General features: G+C 34.4%; 24 protein-coding genes and 1 pseudogene. 10 read left to right on the top strand and 15 right to left on the bottom strand.

Annotated features, from left to right (window positions below; translation table 11 throughout):
• Positions 1-106 precede the first annotated feature (106 nt).
• Together B9T31_RS12380 and B9T31_RS18050 are read right to left on the bottom strand one after the other, a co-directional pair.
• Positions 107-1,129: a tyrosine-type recombinase/integrase gene (locus tag B9T31_RS12380; protein WP_228146040.1), complete on the bottom strand. Its 1,023-nt coding sequence runs from the start codon at positions 1,127-1,129 to the stop codon at positions 107-109.
• Entirely contained in the window at positions 1,130-1,441 is a 312-nt protein-coding gene (locus B9T31_RS18050) for an Arm DNA-binding domain-containing protein (RefSeq protein ID WP_228146041.1), read from the bottom strand.
• A 746-nt stretch (positions 1,442-2,187) separates the two neighbouring features.
• Here B9T31_RS18050 and B9T31_RS12385 point away from each other — a divergent pair.
• Positions 2,188-2,409 carry a transcriptional regulator gene (locus B9T31_RS12385; protein ID WP_086182265.1) on the top strand — a complete coding sequence of 74 codons (222 nt, stop codon included), beginning with the start codon at positions 2,188-2,190 and terminating at the stop codon, positions 2,407-2,409.
• Here B9T31_RS12385 and B9T31_RS18055 read toward each other — a convergent pair.
• A pseudogene (locus B9T31_RS18055) lies at positions 2,393-2,551 on the bottom strand (transcriptional regulator); the annotation flags it as partial. The gene B9T31_RS12385 and the pseudogene B9T31_RS18055 sit on opposite strands and share 17 nt — an antisense overlap.
• A 74-nt stretch (positions 2,552-2,625) precedes the next feature.
• On the opposite strand from B9T31_RS18055, the gene B9T31_RS12395 reads away from it, so the two are divergent.
• Positions 2,626-3,009: a M48 family metalloprotease gene (locus tag B9T31_RS12395; RefSeq protein ID WP_228146042.1), complete on the top strand. Its 384-nt coding sequence runs from the start codon at positions 2,626-2,628 to the stop codon at positions 3,007-3,009.
• A gap of 137 nt (positions 3,010-3,146) precedes the next feature.
• Here B9T31_RS12395 and purD read toward each other — a convergent pair whose 3' ends face one another.
• From purD to B9T31_RS12425, 6 genes are all read right to left on the bottom strand, one after another.
• Positions 3,147-4,430, bottom strand: coding sequence for a phosphoribosylamine--glycine ligase (purD, locus tag B9T31_RS12400; protein ID WP_086182267.1), 1,284 nt, complete (start codon positions 4,428-4,430; stop codon positions 3,147-3,149).
• 129 nt (positions 4,431-4,559) lie between these two features.
• A complete protein-coding gene (gene purH / locus B9T31_RS12405; protein WP_086182268.1) occupies positions 4,560-6,134 on the bottom strand; it encodes a bifunctional phosphoribosylaminoimidazolecarboxamide formyltransferase/IMP cyclohydrolase in 1,575 nt (524 codons plus the stop codon).
• A gap of 90 nt (positions 6,135-6,224) precedes the next feature.
• Complete coding sequence (fis, locus tag B9T31_RS12410) at positions 6,225-6,494, bottom strand: DNA-binding transcriptional regulator Fis (RefSeq protein ID WP_001086304.1); 270 nt, start codon at positions 6,492-6,494, stop codon at positions 6,225-6,227.
• A 373-nt stretch (positions 6,495-6,867) separates the two neighbouring features.
• The gene (locus tag B9T31_RS12415; protein ID WP_086182269.1) at positions 6,868-7,704 is read right to left on the bottom strand and encodes a DUF3426 domain-containing protein; all 837 of its coding nucleotides are present in this window, start codon (positions 7,702-7,704) and stop codon (positions 6,868-6,870) included.
• A 24-nt stretch (positions 7,705-7,728) separates the two neighbouring features.
• Positions 7,729-8,631, bottom strand: coding sequence for a 50S ribosomal protein L11 methyltransferase (gene prmA, locus B9T31_RS12420; protein ID WP_086182270.1), 903 nt, complete (start codon positions 8,629-8,631; stop codon positions 7,729-7,731).
• 200 nt (positions 8,632-8,831) lie between these two features.
• Positions 8,832-9,185 (bottom strand): hypothetical protein, encoded by a 354-nt coding sequence (locus tag B9T31_RS12425; protein WP_086182271.1) that lies wholly within the window; start codon positions 9,183-9,185, stop codon positions 8,832-8,834.
• Between the two features lie 252 nt (positions 9,186-9,437).
• Between B9T31_RS12425 and mnmG the strand changes: the two genes are divergently transcribed.
• The 4 genes from mnmG (at position 9,438) to B9T31_RS12450 (ending at position 14,750) form a co-directional block, all read left to right on the top strand.
• Positions 9,438-11,318 (top strand): tRNA uridine-5-carboxymethylaminomethyl(34) synthesis enzyme MnmG, encoded by a 1,881-nt coding sequence (gene mnmG / locus B9T31_RS12430; RefSeq protein ID WP_086182272.1) that lies wholly within the window; start codon positions 9,438-9,440, stop codon positions 11,316-11,318.
• Between the two features lie 1,522 nt (positions 11,319-12,840).
• Positions 12,841-13,008, top strand: coding sequence for a Com family DNA-binding transcriptional regulator (locus tag B9T31_RS12440; RefSeq protein WP_086182274.1), 168 nt, complete (start codon positions 12,841-12,843; stop codon positions 13,006-13,008).
• Positions 13,009-13,027: 19 nt separating this feature from the next.
• A complete protein-coding gene (locus tag B9T31_RS12445) occupies positions 13,028-13,876 on the top strand; it encodes a hypothetical protein (RefSeq protein WP_086182275.1) in 849 nt (282 codons plus the stop codon).
• Positions 13,877-14,429: 553 nt separating this feature from the next.
• On the top strand, positions 14,430-14,750 hold the full coding sequence (locus B9T31_RS12450) for a hypothetical protein (RefSeq protein ID WP_086182276.1): 321 nt from the start codon (positions 14,430-14,432) through the stop codon (positions 14,748-14,750).
• Between the two features lie 152 nt (positions 14,751-14,902).
• Here the strand turns inward: B9T31_RS12450 and B9T31_RS12455 are convergent, their stop codons facing one another.
• Positions 14,903-15,253: a lysozyme inhibitor LprI family protein gene (locus tag B9T31_RS12455; RefSeq protein WP_086182277.1), complete on the bottom strand. Its 351-nt coding sequence runs from the start codon at positions 15,251-15,253 to the stop codon at positions 14,903-14,905.
• Positions 15,254-15,397: 144 nt separating this feature from the next.
• On the opposite strand from B9T31_RS12455, the gene B9T31_RS12460 reads away from it, so the two are divergent.
• Positions 15,398-15,907, top strand: coding sequence for a hypothetical protein (locus B9T31_RS12460; protein ID WP_086182278.1), 510 nt, complete (start codon positions 15,398-15,400; stop codon positions 15,905-15,907).
• An 873-nt stretch (positions 15,908-16,780) separates the two neighbouring features.
• Here the strand turns inward: B9T31_RS12460 and B9T31_RS12465 are convergent.
• Positions 16,781-17,314 (bottom strand): NAD(P)H-dependent oxidoreductase, encoded by a 534-nt coding sequence (locus B9T31_RS12465; protein WP_086182279.1) that lies wholly within the window; start codon positions 17,312-17,314, stop codon positions 16,781-16,783.
• A 118-nt stretch (positions 17,315-17,432) separates the two neighbouring features.
• Between B9T31_RS12465 and B9T31_RS12470 the strand changes: the two genes are divergently transcribed.
• Positions 17,433-17,771, top strand: coding sequence for a winged helix-turn-helix transcriptional regulator (locus B9T31_RS12470; protein WP_086182280.1), 339 nt, complete (start codon positions 17,433-17,435; stop codon positions 17,769-17,771).
• An 89-nt stretch (positions 17,772-17,860) separates the two neighbouring features.
• Positions 17,861-18,538 (top strand): hypothetical protein, encoded by a 678-nt coding sequence (locus B9T31_RS12475; protein WP_086182281.1) that lies wholly within the window; start codon positions 17,861-17,863, stop codon positions 18,536-18,538.
• Positions 18,539-19,083: 545 nt separating this feature from the next.
• Here B9T31_RS12475 and B9T31_RS12480 read toward each other — a convergent pair.
• The gene (locus B9T31_RS12480) at positions 19,084-20,079 is read right to left on the bottom strand and encodes a helix-turn-helix transcriptional regulator (RefSeq protein ID WP_086182282.1); all 996 of its coding nucleotides are present in this window, start codon (positions 20,077-20,079) and stop codon (positions 19,084-19,086) included.
• 411 nt (positions 20,080-20,490) lie between these two features.
• Here B9T31_RS12480 and B9T31_RS12485 point away from each other — a divergent pair, with 411 nt between their 5' ends.
• Entirely contained in the window at positions 20,491-21,102 is a 612-nt protein-coding gene (locus B9T31_RS12485) for a glutathione binding-like protein (RefSeq protein ID WP_086182283.1), read from the top strand.
• A gap of 63 nt (positions 21,103-21,165) precedes the next feature.
• Here the strand turns inward: B9T31_RS12485 and B9T31_RS12490 are convergent, their stop codons facing one another.
• From B9T31_RS12490 to B9T31_RS12500, 3 genes are read right to left on the bottom strand one after another with little or no spacing between them, the layout of a single operon-like run.
• Positions 21,166-21,951, bottom strand: coding sequence for a thiazole synthase (locus B9T31_RS12490; RefSeq protein WP_086182284.1), 786 nt, complete (start codon positions 21,949-21,951; stop codon positions 21,166-21,168).
• Between the two features lie 13 nt (positions 21,952-21,964).
• Complete coding sequence (thiS, locus tag B9T31_RS12495) at positions 21,965-22,162, bottom strand: sulfur carrier protein ThiS (RefSeq protein ID WP_086182285.1); 198 nt, start codon at positions 22,160-22,162, stop codon at positions 21,965-21,967.
• Positions 22,163-22,179: 17 nt separating this feature from the next.
• Positions 22,180-22,545, bottom strand: coding sequence for a DUF423 domain-containing protein (locus B9T31_RS12500; protein ID WP_086182286.1), 366 nt, complete (start codon positions 22,543-22,545; stop codon positions 22,180-22,182).
• Between the last annotated feature and the right edge of the window lie 23 nt (positions 22,546-22,568).

Genomic DNA, 22,568 nt, shown 5'->3' on the forward strand with positions numbered 1-22,568 from the left:
AGCTGCTTACGTGAAATACATGAGCAGCTGCAAATTAAATTAATTTATTGTTTTTATTGTATATGGCATTAAATTAATATCTTTCTAATCATTCACTAAACTTAAATTATTTGACACCTGCTTCCTCCAGAATCCATTCTTCAATTTTTGTATGATGAACACGAAGTAAATCCACTGGTCTATCTTTGTAGTGTTTTTCCGCAGTCGCACTTGGTTTATGTCCCATGATCTGAGCAACAACACCAGTTGGAATATCTAACCATTCTGCCAAATTTGAAAAAGATCGACGTAAATCATGAATAGTAAATTTGGGTAATCCCTTTTCTTCTAAAGCAATATAGTAGCTTCTGCGGATATCTGTGATATGTCCTGATTTAGATTGCTCAGACCAAAATACAAAGTCGGAATTAGGGTGCTTGGGAAGTAGTTGTAAAAGATGTTCCACATAAGGAGTCATTGGTATTATACGATCTTCTTGCTCTACCTTATCCCAAATGGAGATAGTTTTCCATTTAAAGTCTAATTGAGAGTAGGTGAGAGAGCGCATAGATTCAGATCGAGATCCGCATAAAATACTTATCTGTAAAAAAGTTTTATGCATAACATTTTGGATATCATTTACAGCCATAAACCAATCTTTTAACTGATTTCTCTGGACAGAATTTTTCACAGGTTTTAATACAGGTACAGCTCGACGCACACGTTTTGCTTGATGAACTTTTGAATCTATTAAATCTTGATAGGTATCATGCTCTTGACACCAATTAATACATGATCTCGCAATACGAAACCCAAGTGCAGCTCTACCTGGTCTCGTTTGACCTTCGATTGTTTGCCAATCAATTAATGTATCAGAGGTAATCATAACTAATGGTACGTCAAGTATAGATGCCATGACACCAGGTATGGTTAAGCCTTTTCCTCGAACTTTTTGTTCGCCACCTCGATGTGATAATTCAATATGATCTCTAAAATGACGATCCGACCATAAGTGTTTATTGGCTTCTATATATTCTAAGAAGACATGACCGAAAGTGATTTTTTCATTTTGCTTGGCTTGAGAAAACTCATCATTTTTCAGATCTTCCTCAGCTTTATTACGTCTGGGATCGATTCCTTGATCACACAATTATTGAAACTGTCTTGATTTTTTTCTTGCATCATCCAGAGACCAAACATTTACATCACCGATAGTTATGCGTAAACTTTTACCAGAAGCACGACCTTGAAAAATATATGATCTGTTTTCATTTTGGGTAACTCGAACCGATAGACCGAGTGTGTCAGTATCCCAATAGAAAATTTGGTTTTTATCATCAATAGGTTTTTCAAATTTTAAAACCTTTGAAGTCGTAAATTTTAGCTTCATTTGTTTATGGGTGCTTACATGAGAAGTGGTGTAAGCACTATGTAAGCAAATTAATTCAATATTGGTCAACACTAATAAATGCTAAAACAGTCTAACTAATTAAAATAAAAGGAAAAATATAAATTAAATCAACAATAGTAAATACTGATAAATGCATAAAAATCAGGACTCATAATCCGTTGGTCCCGTGTTCGAGTCACGGTGGGCCCACCATATTAAACCTCATAGATCATTGATTTATGGGGTTTTTTGTTGTCTACGATTTTTGGTCCATCGGATTTTACGGTCCATTTATTTAATAGTCCGTTGGTCTATCTAAACTCTCACCACATCCCCAGTACATTTTTCTGCATTTTGCTTCCCATTTGATTATCGTTACAGATTATTCATCATTTGATCAATGTAATCTATACGGGAATCGAATGGGAAATGAAATGCTTCAAGGGGGTAAATGCAGCTTGAATTTTGTATTGACTCCCTAGTGATTAAGGGGGGAACTGCTTAAAGGTATGGGGAGTTTTCTTAAAGATATTCTTCTTAAAATGGCCGAGGCTGTGAATTTATAACTTGAAGAATTCTAGAGTTCTTTACGTATTTAATCGATTATTACAAACATATTATTTACATGGTCCAAAGAACAAAGGAGCGACCATGAAAAAGTACTATCCTCAACTCGATGCCGGGTCAGATGTTCTCAATGAAATTCCTCACCCAAAATGCTAATCCATTACAAAAGCAATTCGTGTTTGTAAGAAACCAGATGAACATATCGTAAATAAACTACGTGCTGTTGCTCTAGTATTGTTATAGGCTCTTCAATGGATAAATTTAAACAATGGTTAATCAATCAACATCAGGCAAAAAAGTTATACCAGCAAGAACTTACTCAATGTCTCTTTAAACCAAGTAGTTATGTACAGCAGATTGAAAATGGGGAACATATCTTGGAGATTATGGAATACCTAGAGTATTGCAAGGTATTAGATGCAGACCCAAGAGAAGGAATTGCATTAATTGATTTAGCTATATCTTCTTTTTAGCAATAACCTGTCTAATCAAAGTAAGTCCAATTTGGAGATCGATCTTTAAACTATGGCAATACCAGACATATTCCACAACATCTAAGCGACGCTCGCCCTGTTCAAATTTTTGGACATATGAGTGTGGCTTATCCATGCGGTCAAAGCTATTCAAGAACTAAACATATCTCCGCAAATTTCAGACCTGCATTAACTCAGGTTAAGCAAACAAGCATTATGTCATGGACAATCATTGTATTAATTACCTTATGCATTAGTGTAATACCAACAGGTTTTGGTATTTTACTGGTCCCATTAATAGGCCTAGTTGGTGCAATTATCGGACTACCATTTAGTCAATGGTTAGTAAAAAGAGCACATAATGTCAGCGTTATCACGCGGGATAATCCTGAACATAGTGATTATTTTTGGTTATATGATTTAGTCTCTAATCTAGCTCAAAAAGCGAATATTCCAACGCCTGAAATCGGTATTTATGAAAGTCTAGATATGAATGCATTCGCTTCAGGTGCTACACCAAATAGTTCTGTAGTTGCATTTAGTACAGCGCTAATTGAAAAAATAACAATTTCTGAAATCGAAGCAATTGCTGCCTTATAGGGGGTGATTTTTTATCTCAATTGGGGCATGATATTTATGTTGTTGGGGGAACCCTCTGGGAAATACTTAGCTAAAAATTGCAAAATTTACAAGTTATAAAAAACCCGCATGCCGCGGGTTTTTAAATCTACATGAAATTAAGCATTTTCACGTGCAATAGCACGGTAACCAATATCTTTACGGTATTGAACACCGTCAAAAGTGACTTTTTTACATAATTCTAGAGCGGTTGTTTGTGCTTCACCAATAGTATGACCAAGTGCTGTTACACAAAGGACACGACCACCAGCAGTCACAATGTCACCATTTTCATTGCTTGCGGTACCTGCATGAAACACTTTGGCATCTGTCATTTCAGTTGCTAGACCAGAAATAACATCATCTTTACTTGATGTTTCAGGATAACCTTTAGATGCAAGTACAATTCCAACCGTTTTGCGTTCATCCCATTCTGCTTCACGTGGTAGGTTACCGGCAATACCAGCTTCAACCAGTTCAACTAAAGATGATTTTAAGCGCATCATGATGGGTTGTGTTTCTGGGTCACCAAAACGACAGTTGAATTCGATTACACGAGGTTGACCTTCAGCATCAATCATCAGACCTGCATATAAGAAGCCTGTGTATACATGACCATCTGCTTTCATGCCATCCACAGTTGGACGCATGACTTCTTTCATGACTTTATCAAAAACATCTGCTGTCACGACAGGTGCGGGAGAGTAAGCACCCATACCACCAGTGTTTGGACCTTGATCACCTTCAAAGATGCGTTTGTGATCCTGAGATGTTGCCATCGGAAGAATATTATCACCATCAATCATGCAAATGAATGAAGCTTCTTCACCATCAAGAAATTGTTCGATAACCACGCGTGAGCCAGCATCACCAAATTTATTACCTGCTAACATGTCATCAATTGCATCGAATGCTTCTTGATTGGTCATTGCAACAATGACCCCTTTACCTGCGGCAAGACCATCAGCTTTAATGACAATTGGCGCCCCATTTTTTTCAACAAATGCTTTTGCTGCTTCTACTTCAGTGAATACATCATAGAATGCTGTTGGAATATTGTGGCGCTTCAAGAAATGTTTAGCGAATGCTTTTGAACCTTCTAATTGTGCTGCAAATTGGGTAGGTCCCCAAATTTTTAAGTCTGCTTCTCGGCAAGCATCAACTACACCATTGACCAGTGGTGCCTCTGGACCAACAATAATTAAATCGATGGTATTATTCTTAGCAAACTCAATAATTGCAGCATTGTCTAAAATGTTTAAGATAACATTTTTACATTTGTTTTCTGTAGCAGTACCCGCATTACCAGGAGCGACAAAAACCTGAACAACTTTGTCATCTTGTGCGATTTTCCAAGCCAAAGCGTGCTCACGACCACCGCTACCTAATACTAAAATATTCATCGGTTCATACTCCATGAATCGAAATGATACAAAGTCCTCAACCCAATAAAAGGGGGAGGACTTTGTATCAGATTAGAAATCTATTTTATTCAGCATGTAAGACTGTAAATAAGTCATGATTTTCGTCAATTAGTGACGGAAATGACGCATGCCAGTAAATACCATTGCAATGCCAGCTTCATCTGCAGCAGCAATTGTTTCTTCATCACGCATTGAGCCGCCAGGCTGAATAATACATTTAATACCCGCTTTGGCTGCATTATCAATTCCATCACGGAATGGGAAGAATGCATCAGATGCCATAACAGCACCTTCGACTACAAGTCCTGCATGTTCTGCTTTAATTGCAGCAATACGAGCTGAGTTAACACGGCTCATTTGACCTGCACCTACACCAATCGTTTGACGATTTTTTGCGTAAACAATTGCATTTGATTTCACGTATTTTGCAACTTTCCAAGCAAAAATGAGATCATCAATTTCTTGTTCAGTTGGTGCACGTTTAGTGACAACTTTCAGATCATCTTTGGTAATCATTCCCAAATCTTGATCTTGAACTAATAAACCACCATTCACACGTTTATAGTCAAGTTGAGTTTTACGAGCATCAATCGCAGGTAATTCACCACAAATGAGAACACGAACATTTTTCTTCGCGCCAGTAACGTCTAATACGCCCTCAGCAATACTTGGTGCAATGATTACTTCGACAAACTGACGATCTACAATAGCTTGTGCTGTTGCGACATCTAATTCACGGTTGAATGCAATAATGCCACCAAATGCAGATTCTGGGTCTGTTGCATACGCTAAATCATAAGCAGTTTGAATACCCTCTAATGAAACTGCAACGCCACAAGGGTTTGCATGCTTGACAATAACACAAGCAGGTTTAGCAAAAGATTTCACACATTCAAGTGCTGCATCGGTATCTGCAATATTGTTATAAGATAATTCTTTACCTTGTAATTGCTGAGCCGTTGAGACTGAAGCTTCTGTTGCCGATGCTTCTACATAAAACGCTGCCGATTGATGAGGATTTTCGCCATAACGTAAATCTTGTGCTTTATTTAATTGCGTATTAAATGTGCGAGGAAATTGATCTGCTTGACCTTCATTTTTTCCTACGCGGGCACCAAGATAAGATGCAATCATGCCATCATATTGTGCAGTATGTTCGAATGCTTTTACGGCTAAATCGAAACGTGTTGCATAAGAAAGTGTAGAATTCTCTTTAAGCTCAGCAACAACAGTTGCATAGTCGGAAGCATTGACAACAATTCCGACAGACGCATGATTTTTTGCAGCTGCGCGAACCATTGTTGGTCCACCAATATCAATATTTTCAATCGCATCAGCAAGAGAGCAATTCGGTTGAGCAACAGTTTGTGCAAATGGATAAAGATTTACAACGACTAAATCAATTGCATCAATATTGTGTTCAGCCATAACAGCTTCATCAAGTCCACGGCGAGCTAAAATACCACCATGAATTTTTGGATGTAAAGTTTTTACACGGCCGTCCATCATCTCTGGAAAACCTGTATGCTCTGAAACTTCTACTACTGCTACATTATTATCTTTCAATAATTTATATGTACCGCCTGTAGATAAAATTTCTACCCCAAGAGCAACAAGGTTTTGGGCGAATTCAACAATACCAGTTTTGTCTGATACAGAGATTAAAGCACGTTTAATAGTCATGATCGTTGTCACAGTCACAGTAATTTAAAACAATTTTGCAAAAATGCAGGTTAAAAAAAATGCCTGCGGAATTCGCAAGCATTTTATCATTTATTCACTCATTAAACCGTGAGCTTTTAACTTTTTACGTAAAGTTCCACGATTTAGTCCAAGAATCTCAGCAGCACGTGTTTGGTTACCACGCGTATATTCTAGAACGACAGATAAAAGAGGCTTCTCCATTTCTGCTAGCACCATATCATACACTTGTGATGGTTGTTCGCCTTGTAATTGTGCAAAATAATGACGAACTGCGCGATCTACGTGGATACGAAGAGCAACATCAGATTGTGCAGTAAAAATAGGAGATTTGCTATTCATGCGAATTAATCCGAAAATCAGATATCACTAGGGTAAAGTGATATATAAATGTGGTCTATGAAATATGTGAATATCGCTTCAAATTATAAAACGATAATTCTGAAACTGGTATATAGCTTGCCACAAATCTTCGTTTTGGTCGAAAAATAAGCGTAACAATAGTTTAATTTTTGTTACAGGCTCATTTTAAACAATAAAATTGGTCTTATGCGCTTTATATGAAATAAAGCACATTAAACTAATAAATTTTATTGTATATATAACGAAGAGTTTGCAGCACAAAGCTTACGTGGCGCGTATAATACCATCCTTCTAGGAAAAGTGAGCAAGAAAACTGCATTTTTTTTAATTTTTTAATAGATTTTTTCAATACTCATGGGCGAATGATTTGTAATTTATAATGATCAAAGCTTTTTGCGGGTACTGGAATAAATAAGTCAAAGGTAAAAGGGCTTTCTATTGGAATTCGTTGAATATTTTTCAAACTATGAGTGAGATATTCTTTTGGTGTATAGGTTTGACTGAAAATGGTCTTTCCATCTTTACTTAGAGTTAACAATAAAAGTGGCATTTGTAAGCTTTGTTGATTTTTATTGGTTAATTCTCCTATCAACGTGAAATTTTCATGATTATTGGTGTGAATTTTTATATTACCTAAAAGAATTAAAGTATATTGTTTGTCTAAATTTGAACATTTAACAAAGTTACAAAACTTGATCATTATATTATTTATTGATGGATGTTGTGAAAAATTATGATTAAATACGAAAAGCTGAAGACATAAAATAATAATTAAGATAGAAGTTACTACTCCCCAAATTATGTAATAAGTAATACGTACGGTTTGTTGTTTTAAAAAGGCTTTATCTTCTGCAAGATTTAATATGGGGGTTTTTTGATGTGGTTCAGTATTGAAATAAGTTAAGTTGTTTAAATAGGTCTCTAAATTGATATTTGAATGTTCAACTTTTAAATTGAAAATTTTTAAAAGATCAGAAGATGAATTGATCGTCTCCTGTTCAAGACTTAAAATTTCAGTGTGTTGTTGTTCTTGGCTGTTATTATTTTTGATACTTTTTAAGTGAAGAAGAGCATTAAAAGAGCAAGCACACTTTGGACAACAAACCATGCCCTGAGCAACAGTCAATTGCGTGACTGAAACTTTATATATGCTTGCACAATTCGGGCATTGGGTTTGTTTGTCTGTCATATATTTATATTATTGTCATCAGTTTTATATGGGCTGGCGTTTCCCTGAAATTCGACACCAGTATTCATCATGCTTGGTAATATCTAATATATCAAAATATTCGGCATAAACTTGTGAAACTTCATCAACCTGTTCACTAATAATACCCGCTAAAGCAAATTCGCCTAAAGGTTGAATTAAATTTGCAAACTCAGGAGCAAGAATCATGAGCGGTCCTGCTAAGATATTTGCAACAAAAACATCGGCTTTTTGACCTTGCAAGGTCTCGTTAAACTCATCAGGCAAGCCAACGAATAAATTCTGGGCAACACCGTTTAATTCGGCATTTTGCTGAGTTGCTAGTACAGCTTGTGGGTCAATATCGGTTGCATACACTTTTTTTGCACCAAGTAATAAAGCAGCTACTGCTAATATTCCAGATCCACAGCCATAATCAATTACAATTTTATCCTTTAAATTGGTTTGACCTAACCATTGTAGGCATAAAAAAGTAGAAGCATGGTTACCTGTACCAAATGCAAGACCAGGATCAAGTTTTAAATTTACAGCATCTGCTTCTGGTGCTTGCATCCATTCAGGAACGATCCAAAATTTTTCGCTAATTTGAATCGGCGCATAAGCATCCATCCAAGTGCGTTCCCATTCTTGGTCTTCGATAAACTCAAAAGATAGAGGAGCATCTGGCATTTGTAGCTTAATAAAAGTAATGAGCGCATCTACATCAATTTCTTCATCTTCTTCTTGTGCATAAATACCAGTAACAATAACGTGATTCCAAAGTGGTGTCTCGCCTGGGAGTGGTTCTAATAAATCCTGATTTTCAGCGTCATCTAGGGTTACACTGACTGCTCCCAAGGAATTGAGTAAGGTCTCACTAAAATCGACTTGAGCTTGATCAACGGTAATATGAATTTGTAACCACTTCACAGATATAACCTAATTAATTTTCATTGAATGCATTATTGTAGCTGATATCTTTTTTTACTGTGTAAATTTCTTAATAGATTGAAATAAAATATATAAAAATTAAAAGATGAAGTTTGTTTATTATTGAATTAATACATCATAATTTCTTGTAGTAAGTGTTTATAAAAACAACTCACTACAAGATTTTAGCGTTAATGAAATTAATTAGCAGGTGCTGGCGCCGTATATGCTAGAGTACATTTACCAGCATATTGTTTACCTTCAATATTGATGGATTTTGCATTTAAATCTGATTTACAAATACTACTTAATTCAGCTTCAGTCCCTTTGATGTTCTTATAATTACCAGATGGGATAAACTGAGTTTGACAGGTTCCATTCCAGATAATACCACGTGCTGCGAAACTTACAGCATCACCTTGTTTTTTACCTTTACATACTTGCTGATATTTTTGAGGATTGTAGGTGCTATCGACTTTGTCATTCGCTTGTACAGTTAACGGTGCAAAAAAAAAGCAAGATAAAACGGCAGAGAGCAAAAAATTGGTTTTCATGATGACATTCTTCCTTTTGTGTTAATGTAATGTTCAACTTAATTTAATAAATAAATTGCACAATAAACAATCATATTCTTGTAGTAAATACGTAGAGCGATTCAATATTTTCACTACATTTTGAAACAAAATGAAATATACATAAATAATGTAGGGGTATTTATTTTCAAGATAAAATTGACTGAATTTGTCAACTTATTGCTGAAATTTTGCTACAATATAAAGTCATTCTTTTATTCTCTCTTTACCACTATGCATTATCCTAAAGTATACGATGTCATTGTTATCGGTGGCGGTCACGCGGGCACAGAAGCTGCACTCGCTGCGGCACGTATGGGTCGACAGACTTTACTTCTTACTCATAATATTGAAACTTTAGGACAGATGAGCTGTAATCCAGCAATTGGTGGTATTGGTAAATCACATTTAGTACGTGAAATTGATGCGCTGGGTGGCGCAATGGCTTTGGCTGCCGATAGAGGTGGTATTCAATTTCGTATTTTAAATTCACGTAAAGGCGCAGCAGTTCGTGCAACACGTGCACAAGCTGATAGAGTTCGTTTTAAGGCTGCAATTCGACATACGTTAGAAAATCAAGCCAATTTAGATATTTTTCAACAAGCTGCAGATGACTTAATTGTTGAGGGTGATACTGTAAAAGGTGTCGTGACTCAAATGGGTATTCGCTTTGATGCGAAAACTGTTGTATTAACAACAGGGACCTTTTTGGGTGGCGTAATTCATGTTGGTTTGAATAATTCATCAGGTGGACGTGCAGGAGATCCGCCTTCAATTTCATTAGCTGCACGATTACGTGAATTAAATCTTCCAGTAGGACGTTTGAAAACAGGTACGCCACCACGTATTGATGCTCGTTCTGTCGATTTTTCTGTAATGATTCCACAGCCAGGTGATTTCCCTTCACCCACTATGTCATTTATGGGTAATGCTTCAATGCATCCAGAGCAAGTGAATTGCTATATTACTCATACCAATGAAAGAACCCATGATATTATTCGAGGCGGCTTAGATCGCTCTCCTTTATATACTGGTCTGATTGAAGGTGTGGGACCACGTTATTGCCCATCCATTGAAGATAAAATTAATAAATTTGCAGATAAAGATTCACATCAAGTATTTTTAGAGCCAGAAGGTTTGGATACGCATGAACTTTATCCAAATGGCATTTCAACTTCACTTCCATTTGATGTGCAATTTGAGTTGGTAAGATCAATTCGAGGCATGGAGAATGCACATATTCTTCGCCCTGGATATGCGATTGAATATGATTATTTTAATCCACAAGCATTAAAATTTTCGTTAGAAACAAAAGCGATTAATAATCTGTACTTTGCTGGTCAAATCAACGGTACAACAGGTTATGAAGAAGCTGGTGCTCAAGGTCTTCTTGCAGGTTTGAATGCTGCACGTCGCGCGTGGGATCAAGAACAGTGGACTCCAAAACGTGATGAAGCATATATTGGAGTATTGGTAGATGATCTTATTACATTAGGAACCAAAGAGCCGTATCGTATGTTTACTTCACGTGCAGAATATCGTTTGATGCTTCGTGAAGATAATGCTGATCAACGCTTAACGCCAATTGGTCGTGAACTCGGATTGGTAGATGATGAGCGCTGGGCTATATATTGTGAAAAAATGGAAGCTGTAGAAAAAGAAACGAGCCGTTTACAACATCTATGGGCTGCGCCGAATAACCCAATGGGTAAGAAGTTTGTTGAATTAACAGGTGCGGATCTGTCTAAAGAGTGTTCTGCAATTGATTTGTTAAAACGACCGAATATTAATTTTGCGCAAATTGCTGAATTGACAGATTCAGAAGTATCTACTTTTGTGGGCGAACAAATTGAAATTGCGGTGAAATATGAAGGCTATATTCATCGTCAGCAGGAAGATGTTGCACAATTAAAGCGTTTAGAAGAATCTAGAATTCCAGCCGATTTTAATTATGATATTGTTTCTGGTCTATCACGTGAAATTACATTGAAATTGAAAGATGTTCGTCCTGAGACTTTAGCTCAAGCTGGTCGTATACCTGGTGTTACCCCAGCAGCTGTTCAATTATTGATGATCACGATTCGTAAAAATAATCAAGCTAAAAAATCTGCATAATATTGAAAATAAAAAAGCCCGTGTCCTCACGGGCTTTTTTATTGGAAGATGAGTATTTATTCGGATTATTAAATGTCCGTTTCGGCAAATTAAACAATTATTAATATTCTTATTCATTCAGAATACATCGCAAATTATCGTGTAGATCGAAAGGTTCTATTCATGGAATATTAAATTTTAAGGAGATCACAATCTCTTTCCTATTTTAAGCATATAGTAGTTCCATTCTTTCCTAAACAGAAAAAATGCTTTATGAAGCATTTCTTGTTATTTCACAAAATATCATTAATTTTATATATTTACTTTACGTTCAAAACTTAGAGGAGATGGCGATGACGATGAAGTTTATTCGTTATAATACCGCTGAACTTGCATGCGGATTTTAACAGTGCAGAGATGGTGTGATAAAGAAAATAATAATATTTAATATAATTAGAATTTGCAGCGTAAATAAAAAAAATACACAATAATAATCCGTGAGTCCCTGTAAAGGGACTTTTTTATTTCACTGCATTTTTTAAATTTTGAAATTTTTTTAGTAGATGATTCTTGATTTTTATTAAGTAGATTTTATAAAGGATTGAACGTATATTTTTAATATTTTTTTGAAACATATCTTGATGAATCCAAAAAATTAAGGAGGAGTAAAATAACTAAAGTATTTATCCAACAATTTAATAAGAATTATGTGGAAATAGCAGATTATCAAAAGACAATATTTTGTGCTTTTAAGCAGGATAGAGAATCATGCTATCTAGTAATTCAATCATATTTGAGCTTAAAAAAATTGTAGGCGAAGTCAGGTACAAATTTATAAGTAAAATAATTTAAGAACCTTGGTCTTAAAAAACCTTAGTAAAGAGGATATATCGGCAGAGATATGCTTTTCAGGGTAATGAAAAGAGATGTGTAGAAATTTAGATAAAGAAAAAGCCTGAAAGTTGAGTTCAGGCTTTTAATAATTCAATCAGTGAGAGTTGAATGTGAAAACAAATATAACACAAAATGTTACAAAAATGCAAGTTGAAAATTTTGAAGTCACTCAGAGTTATTGATATTTGTTATATTAATACGGTGAGTAGACATTTTTGAATCAATATACTTCACGATACTCTTGAACATGTCACTTGTTGGAGTAAGGTTAGGAATTGGATTTGGTTCTCCACATTTAGTAGTAATTGTATTTAATTATGCTAATAAGGGGGTGAAGTTTTAGCATCCTCTTTAGCCATCACCTTAGAGCTAATCGCAATGACAGTTGCAACAGCAATAGCAGGTATTGTTGTAAATAATACAAGAATTATTTTTACTGATCGTTTCAGGGGGGCGAAAACTCTAGCTTCTAGGTTATTTATAATTTTTGCTCTAGCTTCGATTATGTGAATATTCATGGTATATAAATCAGAAAAATAAAATAAAAAAATTTAAAAATCAATAAAGTAAATCCAATTAACAAATTAAAAGTTGATTAAAAATGATTGTGTAACATAATCATTATTCAATATCACACGATAGATTGCGTATGAAATTAATTAACTGTCGATCATGTGGGCGTTTATTGGCAAAAGGAAGCTTTACGACTTTAGAAATAAAATGTCCAAGATGTAAAACAATGAATTTTATGAGCATCACGAATGCCTTACTCGATTGCCCAGAGCAACCAAAATCTAAATCTAAACAGGTCGTTTAGATATTTATTGGAGAGAAAAATGGTTAAATTTAATGTAAATCAAAGTGCGAAAACTTTAGGAAAAATAGGGAAAAGTTCTTCATTACTTCAACATGAACGTTACTGTGTAGCTGAGAAAGTGATTAAAAAGATTTGCGAAGTATCTATATATAATAGTGATGAAATAGTTTTATCTAGAGCATTAACAAATTTAAAAGATGAATCAATAATCATGCCGAAAGGAGATCCTAGTGTTGGATATCCTCAGATCTGTTTACGATCGAATCGAAAACCTGAGCCAACAGATTTGGAAGCAATTAGTAAAATAGCAGATGATGCAGCAGCGGCTCATCCTAATGATCCTAATGCTAGAGCAAAAGCTGTTATCAAAGCCATAAATCAAATTTGTGGTGGAGGAAGTTTAGGGCATGCATGGGTCATTGTTTTTGAAAGTGACAATGTTACTGACTCAAATTGCCATAGATATGGATATCATGAAGGCGTGGGATATACAAAAAATAGAAGTAATGATAGGCCGAATCGAGGATTTGCTTATCAATTATGTTTGAAAATTAGTAAAGAGCAATTTCATGTACTTGAGCATAAAATTATTCCTCAATTAAATAAAGAAAGTACAGAGATTGCTAAGAATTTTCATCTACAACCTAATCCGGATGAACAAGGCGTTTATACGCCACTGACAAATTGTACTTGGTTTGCAGGTAATGTTTGGAATCGAACAATGAATCAATTTGTTGAGTTTAAACAGCCTTTTGATGGTAGCGAGCATGCAGAAGATTGGGGGATTAACTACCTTTATCATATCGATGAGGTATCTGATCCAGGTTATTTATCTCTGGAAATGGCGAAGATACTTTCTAATTATTAATTTTAGAAAGTGATTTAGTTGTTAATTCAGAAATAGTAACAAAAAATAAAAAAAGCCTACAGATTCTCTTTAGCGGCTGAATCTGTAGGCGATGGCTTCACGGAGTTATTGTCTGTTACTTATCGTTATATTTTAACTATAGGGTATAAATTAATATTTGATATTTATAATATTGTTACTCAAGTGTCAAAAGTATTTAAATTAATATTATTTTTTGAAACACTCTCTGTGATTTTTTTCACAGTACTATATGTATTGGATAAATACTTCATGAATGCTTGCAGAAAATATAGGATCGAAAATAAGAGGCTCACTTTTTGTGGGTTTTTTGTAATATTTAAGACGTCTTATAATTAGTGAAAGAGAAGTAGAAAGCTAGTTCAAACAATAATTAAAGACGTTTAGGGAGATCTAGGTTAAACAGGCTCTTTTGAAGCCAAGTGAATAGTTTGAAATTTGGTACAAAAAAGAAATTCAGATCAGTTAACTTCTTTAAGGGTTTATTTTTATTCTAATATTGCGTATTTTAAGATTAAATTAAGAGGCTGGTTTTATGAAAAAGACATTGGGATTATGTTTAATAATTGGTGTGGTTGGATTAGTCGGATGTAGTGGAACTGAAGCTGAAAAAGCCAGAACTAATCTTGAAGATCAGGCAGTTTTAAATATTAAAACAAAGTTAGATAACCCTAACGCCGCTCAATTTAGAAATCAACATGGGGGCTGTGGGGAAGTAAACGCTAAGGATAGTAATGGTAATTACACGGGTTTTAAAAAATATGTAGTCATTGATGGTAATGTGATTATGGAAGGTGAGGATAAAAATGGAATATTTGCGCAACAGTGGAAGCAGAATTGTACAAGTCATCGTTAAATAAATAATAAGTATAAAATGATCATATCTTGTGATTCTTATACATTCTTAACATATGAAGAAAGATCAGTATTTATCATATGAAGAAGAAATCAGTTTGCTTGATTTCTTCATTTCAAATGATTTTGAAGATTTTAAAATGATCGTTATATTTATTGAGTAATAGATTTTAGAAAAGTAATTCGATTTTGTATTAATTCAATTTCACATGAAGCAGAGATAGCCATTTGTGTTGAAGTAGGCCCCACTTCGGCTAAGCTAAAATTATCACATTGTTTTTCTTTATAATCATTCCAAGATTTTTGAGCTACTTCTAGTTTGGTTTTAGCTTTGGTTTGCATATATAGATTTATATATGTTTTGTTGAGCTGTTCTTTTAGAACGGAAACTTCATTATTTAAACAACCAACAACTTCGGCAAAATTACCTGCATTTTCTTCACAATTAGCAGCCCCAATATGTGTGCTTAGCAGTAATAGTGAAAGAAAAAATAGGTTTTTCATTGTTTAATCCTTTTAAATAAGAAGATTGTAGAGATAAAATATTTTGACGATATTAAAACATATCTGTACATAAATTAGCGTGCTCTTTATTTCTTTTTCAACTAATTTTCAGTATCTTAAAATCATTTAAATAGGGATATATTTATGAAAAAACTATTAGGACTTTGCTTGGTTCTGGGGTTGATAGGGTGCGTATCAAATCAAACTACATCTACACCCAATATAATCAAAAATGAGTTTGATGGTAGTAAGGCAATTACGTTTAAACCTTCTAACATTGTCTGTACGTATTCGAATTGTCCAAATTTCGGATTTTCATGGAATAGTAAAATGAAAGATGTGATTGGTGTAACCATAGTTACACCAAACCAAATTAAATATGTTCATGAGATATCTTTTAATATTGATGGAGATATAAGCAGTTTTAGTACTAAAGATATAGGCACTATTCAACTTATGCGAAAATCCGAATACAGCAGTCAAACGATTTTGGTTCCTGTAAAAGTGTTAGAAAAGACTAAGAATGCAAAAGTGGTCAAAGTCCAAATTAGTGGTCCAAGTTTTGTTCAGGATGGTTCATTGATGAGAAAAGATGGGGGCAAAGTGGTAGCATTTAGAAATCTTATTCAATTATTGAATCAAATTGAACAATGACATGTTACCCAAGTTTTAAATTAGCACTCCCTTTTAGGCGGTTTTAAATATCTAAAGAAGAGTCACAATAGTTAGTGATACTTGTTTTTAGCTTCTGATTTTTTTAGCAGAAAATAAAAAACATAATATGTGGAAGTTTATCCAAATTATCAACAAATCTAGGTAATTAGCTGACTTTACTTAATCAGGTTATGATGTCATTTTACAAAAGTTAGAAGGTGGCATCATGATTTCAGCGTACATTGAAAGGTCGCTACCTTACTGCGTTAAGTAGCCTATAAAAGCATTGAAGAATGCTGTAAGAAAATTCTAATGTAGAGCATTCTTTATTCCATTAGATTTTAAATAAAAAAGCCTCGTTCTAGTGGGGACTAGCAACGAGGCGTGTCTTAAAAGTGAGGTGAATTAAGACTAGGTTTTCAGAATATTCCTAGATTTTGTAAAAAAATAGTAGACACCTAATATGAATTGTAAAGTATTCAAATGGTTTTCTACTTAATCATGCTCTTATGTATTTCTTATGTGAAATAGGAAGAAAATGAGTATTGATAACTGATTTTAGGGTACATGATTCAGAGATTATATTTGTAATCCGCTGACTTGTGATGTATGGAAAAAGATCACTGGTAATAAAAAATGATTTAAAAAGATTACAAGATTGAGTAGATTCTAGAACTAAGAAGAAAGGATTATTTTAAGGGCTATTTGAATTATAAGGTGGGATTTTTATAAATCTCACCTTATTTTTTAACTCAAAAATTCTAATTTTTGCAATCTAAAGTTGTAGTACTTCGATGTGTAAAAATAACAAATTTTTGAATTTAATACCACGAATAAAAATGGGAGTTTAGAAGCCCCCATTTTGCCTTATGGTTAAGCAATATCAATTAATTTTTGGACATAATGAATTGCACTGTGTTCAACTTCATCAGCAGTCGGATTATTTTCTGCATTGTAAAATGCGTACATTGATTGATAATTGGCTTGGACATATAGAGCTGTTGTTTCAAAAGGATAAAGAATCTGATTTAAGGGTAACTTATATTTTCCAGTTTTTGAAAAATCTTCTGATTTAATTCCAGCAGATACAGCAAGCATAATTTTTTTGTTTTTAAGCTTATCACCAGTTGATCCATAGGCCCAACCATAGGTAAACACTTCATCTAACCATTGTTTCAGTAAAGGTGGGCAATTAAACCAATATAATGGAAATTGAAGTATTAAGTTTTCATGCGCTTCAATAAGAGACTGTTCTTTCGCAATATCAATTTCTCCATGTGGATATGATTGATAAATTTCATGAACTGTAAACTTCTCTGGGTATTTTCTTAACTCTTCAATCCATCGCTTATTGATATGAGATTCATCGATTTTAGGATGTGCGACGATGATTAACGATTTTTTCATTGTTACAGCTCTATTTAGTTCAAAGTTGATAAAAATAATTATATATTTATGCTTTACTAAATATAAGTACGGTACTTAATGTTATATACTATCCAAAAAGATAGTATGGGTGATTAAAATGAATGAATGTATTCCAACAAATACACAGTTAGAAGATACAGGGTTTGGATATACACTTTCTCTGATCAATGGAAAGTATAAAATGATTATTATGTATTGGCTTAATGAACATAAGGCTGTAATGCGATTTAATGAATTACAACGTTCTATAGGGAATATTTCATTTAGAACCTTGAGCAATACGCTAAAGGAAATGGAGAGAGATCAACTTATTATTCGTAAAGAGTATCCTCAGATTCCTCCAAAAGTAGAATATAGCCTGTCAGAAAGAGGATTATCTTTAATCCCTTTATTGGATATGATGTGTGAATGGGGAGAGCACAATAAAACTCTATGATGATGTTTAAGATAGATTTTATGTTTTTTGGGACTTCTTTTACAGGGAAAATCTAAAAAATTTTTAATTACTTATATAAAAGGTAAATCATGAAGCTCGTCATTTTAGGTGCAACAGGCATGGTGGGGAAAAGTGTATTACATGAAGCACTTCAAAATATAGATATTGAGAAAATTCTTGTGATTGGTCGTGAGAGCAGTGGTATAGAGCATGCGAAGCTCAGTGAGATATTGCTTAAAGATTTATTCAAAATGAATGAGATTGAGAAAGATCTTGTTGGATATGATGCATGTATTTGGGCAATTGGGATGAGTTCAGTTGGGAAAAGTGAACCTGAATATGCAAAAGTGACAGAAGAACTTACTCTATTATGGGCAAAAAACCTTTTACGTATTAATCCTAAATTCTCATTTTGTTATTGCTCGGCTAATGGTGCAGGAGGAAAAAGTATGTGGGCGCGTGTACGTCAGCGTGTTGAAACGGAATTACAGCAAATGCCATTTCAATTTTCCGGCGCTGTACGCCCTGCAGTGATTCAACCTAGTCAAAATATTACTAGTCGCACTCGTGCATATCGGATTGCTATAGGGGTTATGAAACCTCTCAATCCAATTTTTCCATATCTTATTCGCTACTGTCCAAAGCAATTCACGACATCAAAAATTTTAGCACTATCGATGATTGGCGTTGTTCAGGGAAAAGCAAATCAATTCATTCTGGAATCTAAAGATATCAATCAACTTGGGCAGCGTTTATTAAATAATTAACTCATAAAGCAGAATGACTTATTTGAGTTTGTAACTTAAATTTTATAAATATCAAATTAAATGTTGAATATGATTTAATGACGTGTTTGAAATTGATTTGGCTGGAAACATTGGTATATTTCAGTTTTTGGTTTTATTCGGCAGTTTTCTTTATGTAGAGAAACTGTTATTTTTTGCGAAAAGAAATCAATTGTTAAAAGTATTTATATATTTTTAGCTTATATAATTTTCATTATTTATTGATGGTTCCATTTTTTAGTCTTATTCAAGTTGAAATCATAGTGCTAACGGAGATTAATGTACTATACAAGTGAGTGTGCGAGCATTATCAAATGGATGTAAATCTGTTTTATTAGCAAATGTTGTAGTAATTCACATAAATAGTAGTCCTTAGTGTAGAGAATTTTTATAACTCAAAATGATCACTTTATAGAGTAATATTTGTACTCTAATCCTCTAAATATTCATACAAAATTAACAAATGAAATATATCAATGCAAAAAAGCTTTCTGCAGTACATATTCTCCCTATATCAGGGAATTTTTTTAATTATCTTTAACGGCATTCATCAGAAAGTCGGGTTCAATGTGTTGAATAATTTGTCCAAATCCACGAAGCCACCAAACTAACTGTGATGTATAGGGAACAGTTGCGCAGACCATCGAAATACCATCAGATAGTTTAGTAATTTTTTGATCTATGCTGAGTTGACACTCTTCAAAATAAGTCGAATCTTGTTCAGACATTGTTAATTTAATTTCGATCTGTTCAGTCGGCTTGGCGTAATCGACGCGAAACCCTAGAGCACCTGATTCGATATATTTATCAATATCAAAATTAACAGGATGCATTGCACGAGATTCTAGTACTTTAGCAGATTTAAAACGATGTAAGGCAAAGGTTTGGATGTCTGATTTATCGTATCGTGTACAAATAAGATAAATAATGGCGCCTTTTTGTACCAATCCGAGTGGATTTAAGGTGTAGGTTTTTTCTTCTGTCAATGTTGAAGTTCTAGGCTGATAAATACATTCTAGTTGTTTGTCTTGTAATAGTCCTTCATAAATAGCTTGCTGCGCTGATCTGTCGACTAAGGGAGGAATAAGCGGTTGATTCGCTGGCACAATACGAACACGATTAATCCATTGTCGAACATTATTTTGGCTTGATAAATTCCGCCGTGCCAAATCAAACCATGGATTCATTTCCTCGATAAGGCTCGGAGGGAGTAAGTGTTTCAGATGTTCTTCTACCATCATAAACGTGACAGCCTGAGAGCTAGTCATATGTGGCAAACTTTGAATGGGTGCATCTGATCGCCAGCGCCAACCTTGTGGAACTGTTCCATTATTTTCAATTGGGAATCGTTGAGAAATTTGATTTAAATCACGCTGAATAGTGCGTAAGCTAATTTCAATTCCTTCACGTTGAAGAATTTCTTGTAATTCACGTGTTCCCATCCATTTACCTGTAGATAATCGAGATAGGATTTGCCATTGTCGGTACAAGGTGTTGGAGGTTTCTTTTTCTTGGATAGACATATTTGATTTCAAAAAGCGTGTGAAGTTCAGTTTTATTAAAATATATGCACAAGAGAAAACAGTTGTTTTGACAGGCATGAATACGGTTATTGGTATTTTGCAACATTTATCAATATGAATGCAATTTATTATTTAAAACGTAAATCACATTCAAATAGACTGGATCAGATATCTTGTGCAAGGTGATACTACGCTGGCTAGAATAAATCATGATGGGGTGAAGAAGGTAGGAAATTTATATTATTAAAAAATTAGTGATTTTATACTTGAAAAAGTTGTGATATTCATCAATATTAAAAATGGAAATGAAGTTAATGGATTTTCGCTTTTTTGTAATTTATCGGTATAATTACTTGAAAGTTCAATAAAAGCTAGATAAAACAGTAGATAAATAAGTAACAAGGACTAAGAATGAAGCTTTATTATTCTCCAGGTGCATGTTCATTAGCATCTCATATTATTTTAAATGAAATTAATGTTGATTTTGATTTAGAAAAAGTAGATTTAAAAACACATATAACTGAAAAAGGTACAAACTATTACCAAATTAATCCAAAAGGCTATGTGCCAGCCTTGGAAATTAATCCTGGATTAATTTTGACTGAAAATGTAGCTATTCTTCCATTTTTAGCACAACACGATCCTAAACAGGATCTTATTCCACCATCGGGTTTGGGGCGTGCAAAAGTTTTAGAATGGTTAGGATATTTAAATTCTGAATTACATGATGCGTATTCTGTATTCTTTGGAGCGCCTTTAACTGATGATGCAAAACAAAAAGCATATGCTGAATTAGATCGGTTATTAACCTATATTGATCAAGCAATTGTTGCATCAGGAAATGAGTATTTAGTTGATGATAATTTTGGTCCAGCAGATGCATACTTATTTGTGCTTACCAATTGGTCAAATCTTATTAAACATGATTTAACACCTTTTCAAAATGTAGTTGCACTTCGTAAAAAAGTTGCAGCTCGTCAATCTGTACAAATTGCAATGCGTGATGAAGGTCTAATTCCATAAATATAAAAAGAATAAAAAACCACATATTAATATGTGGTTTTTTAGTCATAAAAGCGAAAATATTTATTTAAAGAAATATCCCGTTTCAGGAGAGCTAGCATTTGCCATGCGCTTACGTGGCATACGACCAGCCAAATAAGCTTCTCGACCAGCTTCAATGGCTTTTTTCATTGCAGATGCCATTAAAATAGGATTTTGTGCAGCTGCAATAGCAGTATTCATGAGTACGCCATCACAACCCAATTCCATCGCAATTGCAGCATCACTTGCAGTCCCCACACCTGCATCAACGAGAATAGGAACTTTTGCATTTTCTTTGATAATTGAAATGGTATGAGGGTTTAAGATTCCTAATCCAGATCCAATTAAACTACCTAAAGGCATAATTGCTACACAGCCCATACTTTCAAGTTCTTGAGCAACAATAGGGTCATCTGAGGTATAAACCATGACTTCGAAACCATCTTCGATGAGGGTGCGAGCAGCTTTCAGTGTTTCTGTGACATGTGGATATAATGTTTTTTCATCGCCTAATACTTCTAGTTTCACTAAATTGTGACCATCTAGAAGTTCTCGTGCAAGCATGCAAGTGCGGATTGCACTATCTGCATCAAAACAACCTGCAGTATTTGGGAGGAGTGTATATTTTTCAGGTGGAATAACTGAAAGTAAATTAGGTTGATCTGCATGTTGTCCGATGTTTACACGTCGAATCGCCAGAGTCACAATTTCAGCACCACTTGCTTGAATTGCTAAATCTGTTTCATTGAGATCTTTGTATTTCCCGGTGCCAACAAGTAGGCGAGATTGAAATGTACGTGAGCCAATTTTTAAGGCTGAATCTTCCATGGGTGCTCCAAAATTAACCGCCACCGACGGCATGAATAATTTCAATTTGATCGTTTTCTTGAAGAAGTGTTTGTTTGAGCTTGCTTTTTGAAACAATCATTTCATTTCTTTCAATAGCAAAGCGTTTACCTTCTAAAGCCAATGTTTGAATCAATTCGAGAAGATTAGTACAATCAGTGTCTTGTATTTCGCCATTTAAATTAATTCGCATTTGAATTCCTTACATTCTTATCTTGCATATTTAAATGCGTTCCAAGCCAATAATAACCAGCCAAAAATCATTAAAGCACCGCCAATAGGGGTGATTGCACCTAAGCCGCGTGGAAGTCCTAGTGCCATAATGTAAAGGGAGCCGCAGAAAAATAAAATACCGACTTGGATAAGAAGAAAACTAGACTTTATTGGAATCTGTGGAATGACTTTGGCAATGATGCCAAGTGCAAGTAACCCGAGAGCACTATAGAAAAAGTAATCTGTAGATGTTTGCCACCATTCAAGTTGGCTTTCTGTTGCGCGTACTTTTAGACCATGCGCACCAAAAGCACCTAGTATGACAGCTAAGGCCAAATTAAGTGCCGCAATTGCAATCCACATTATTAAATTTCACCAATGAATTT

Source organism: Acinetobacter sp. ANC 4558, assembly GCF_002135375.1.
Classification (GTDB): domain Bacteria; phylum Pseudomonadota; class Gammaproteobacteria; order Pseudomonadales; family Moraxellaceae; genus Acinetobacter.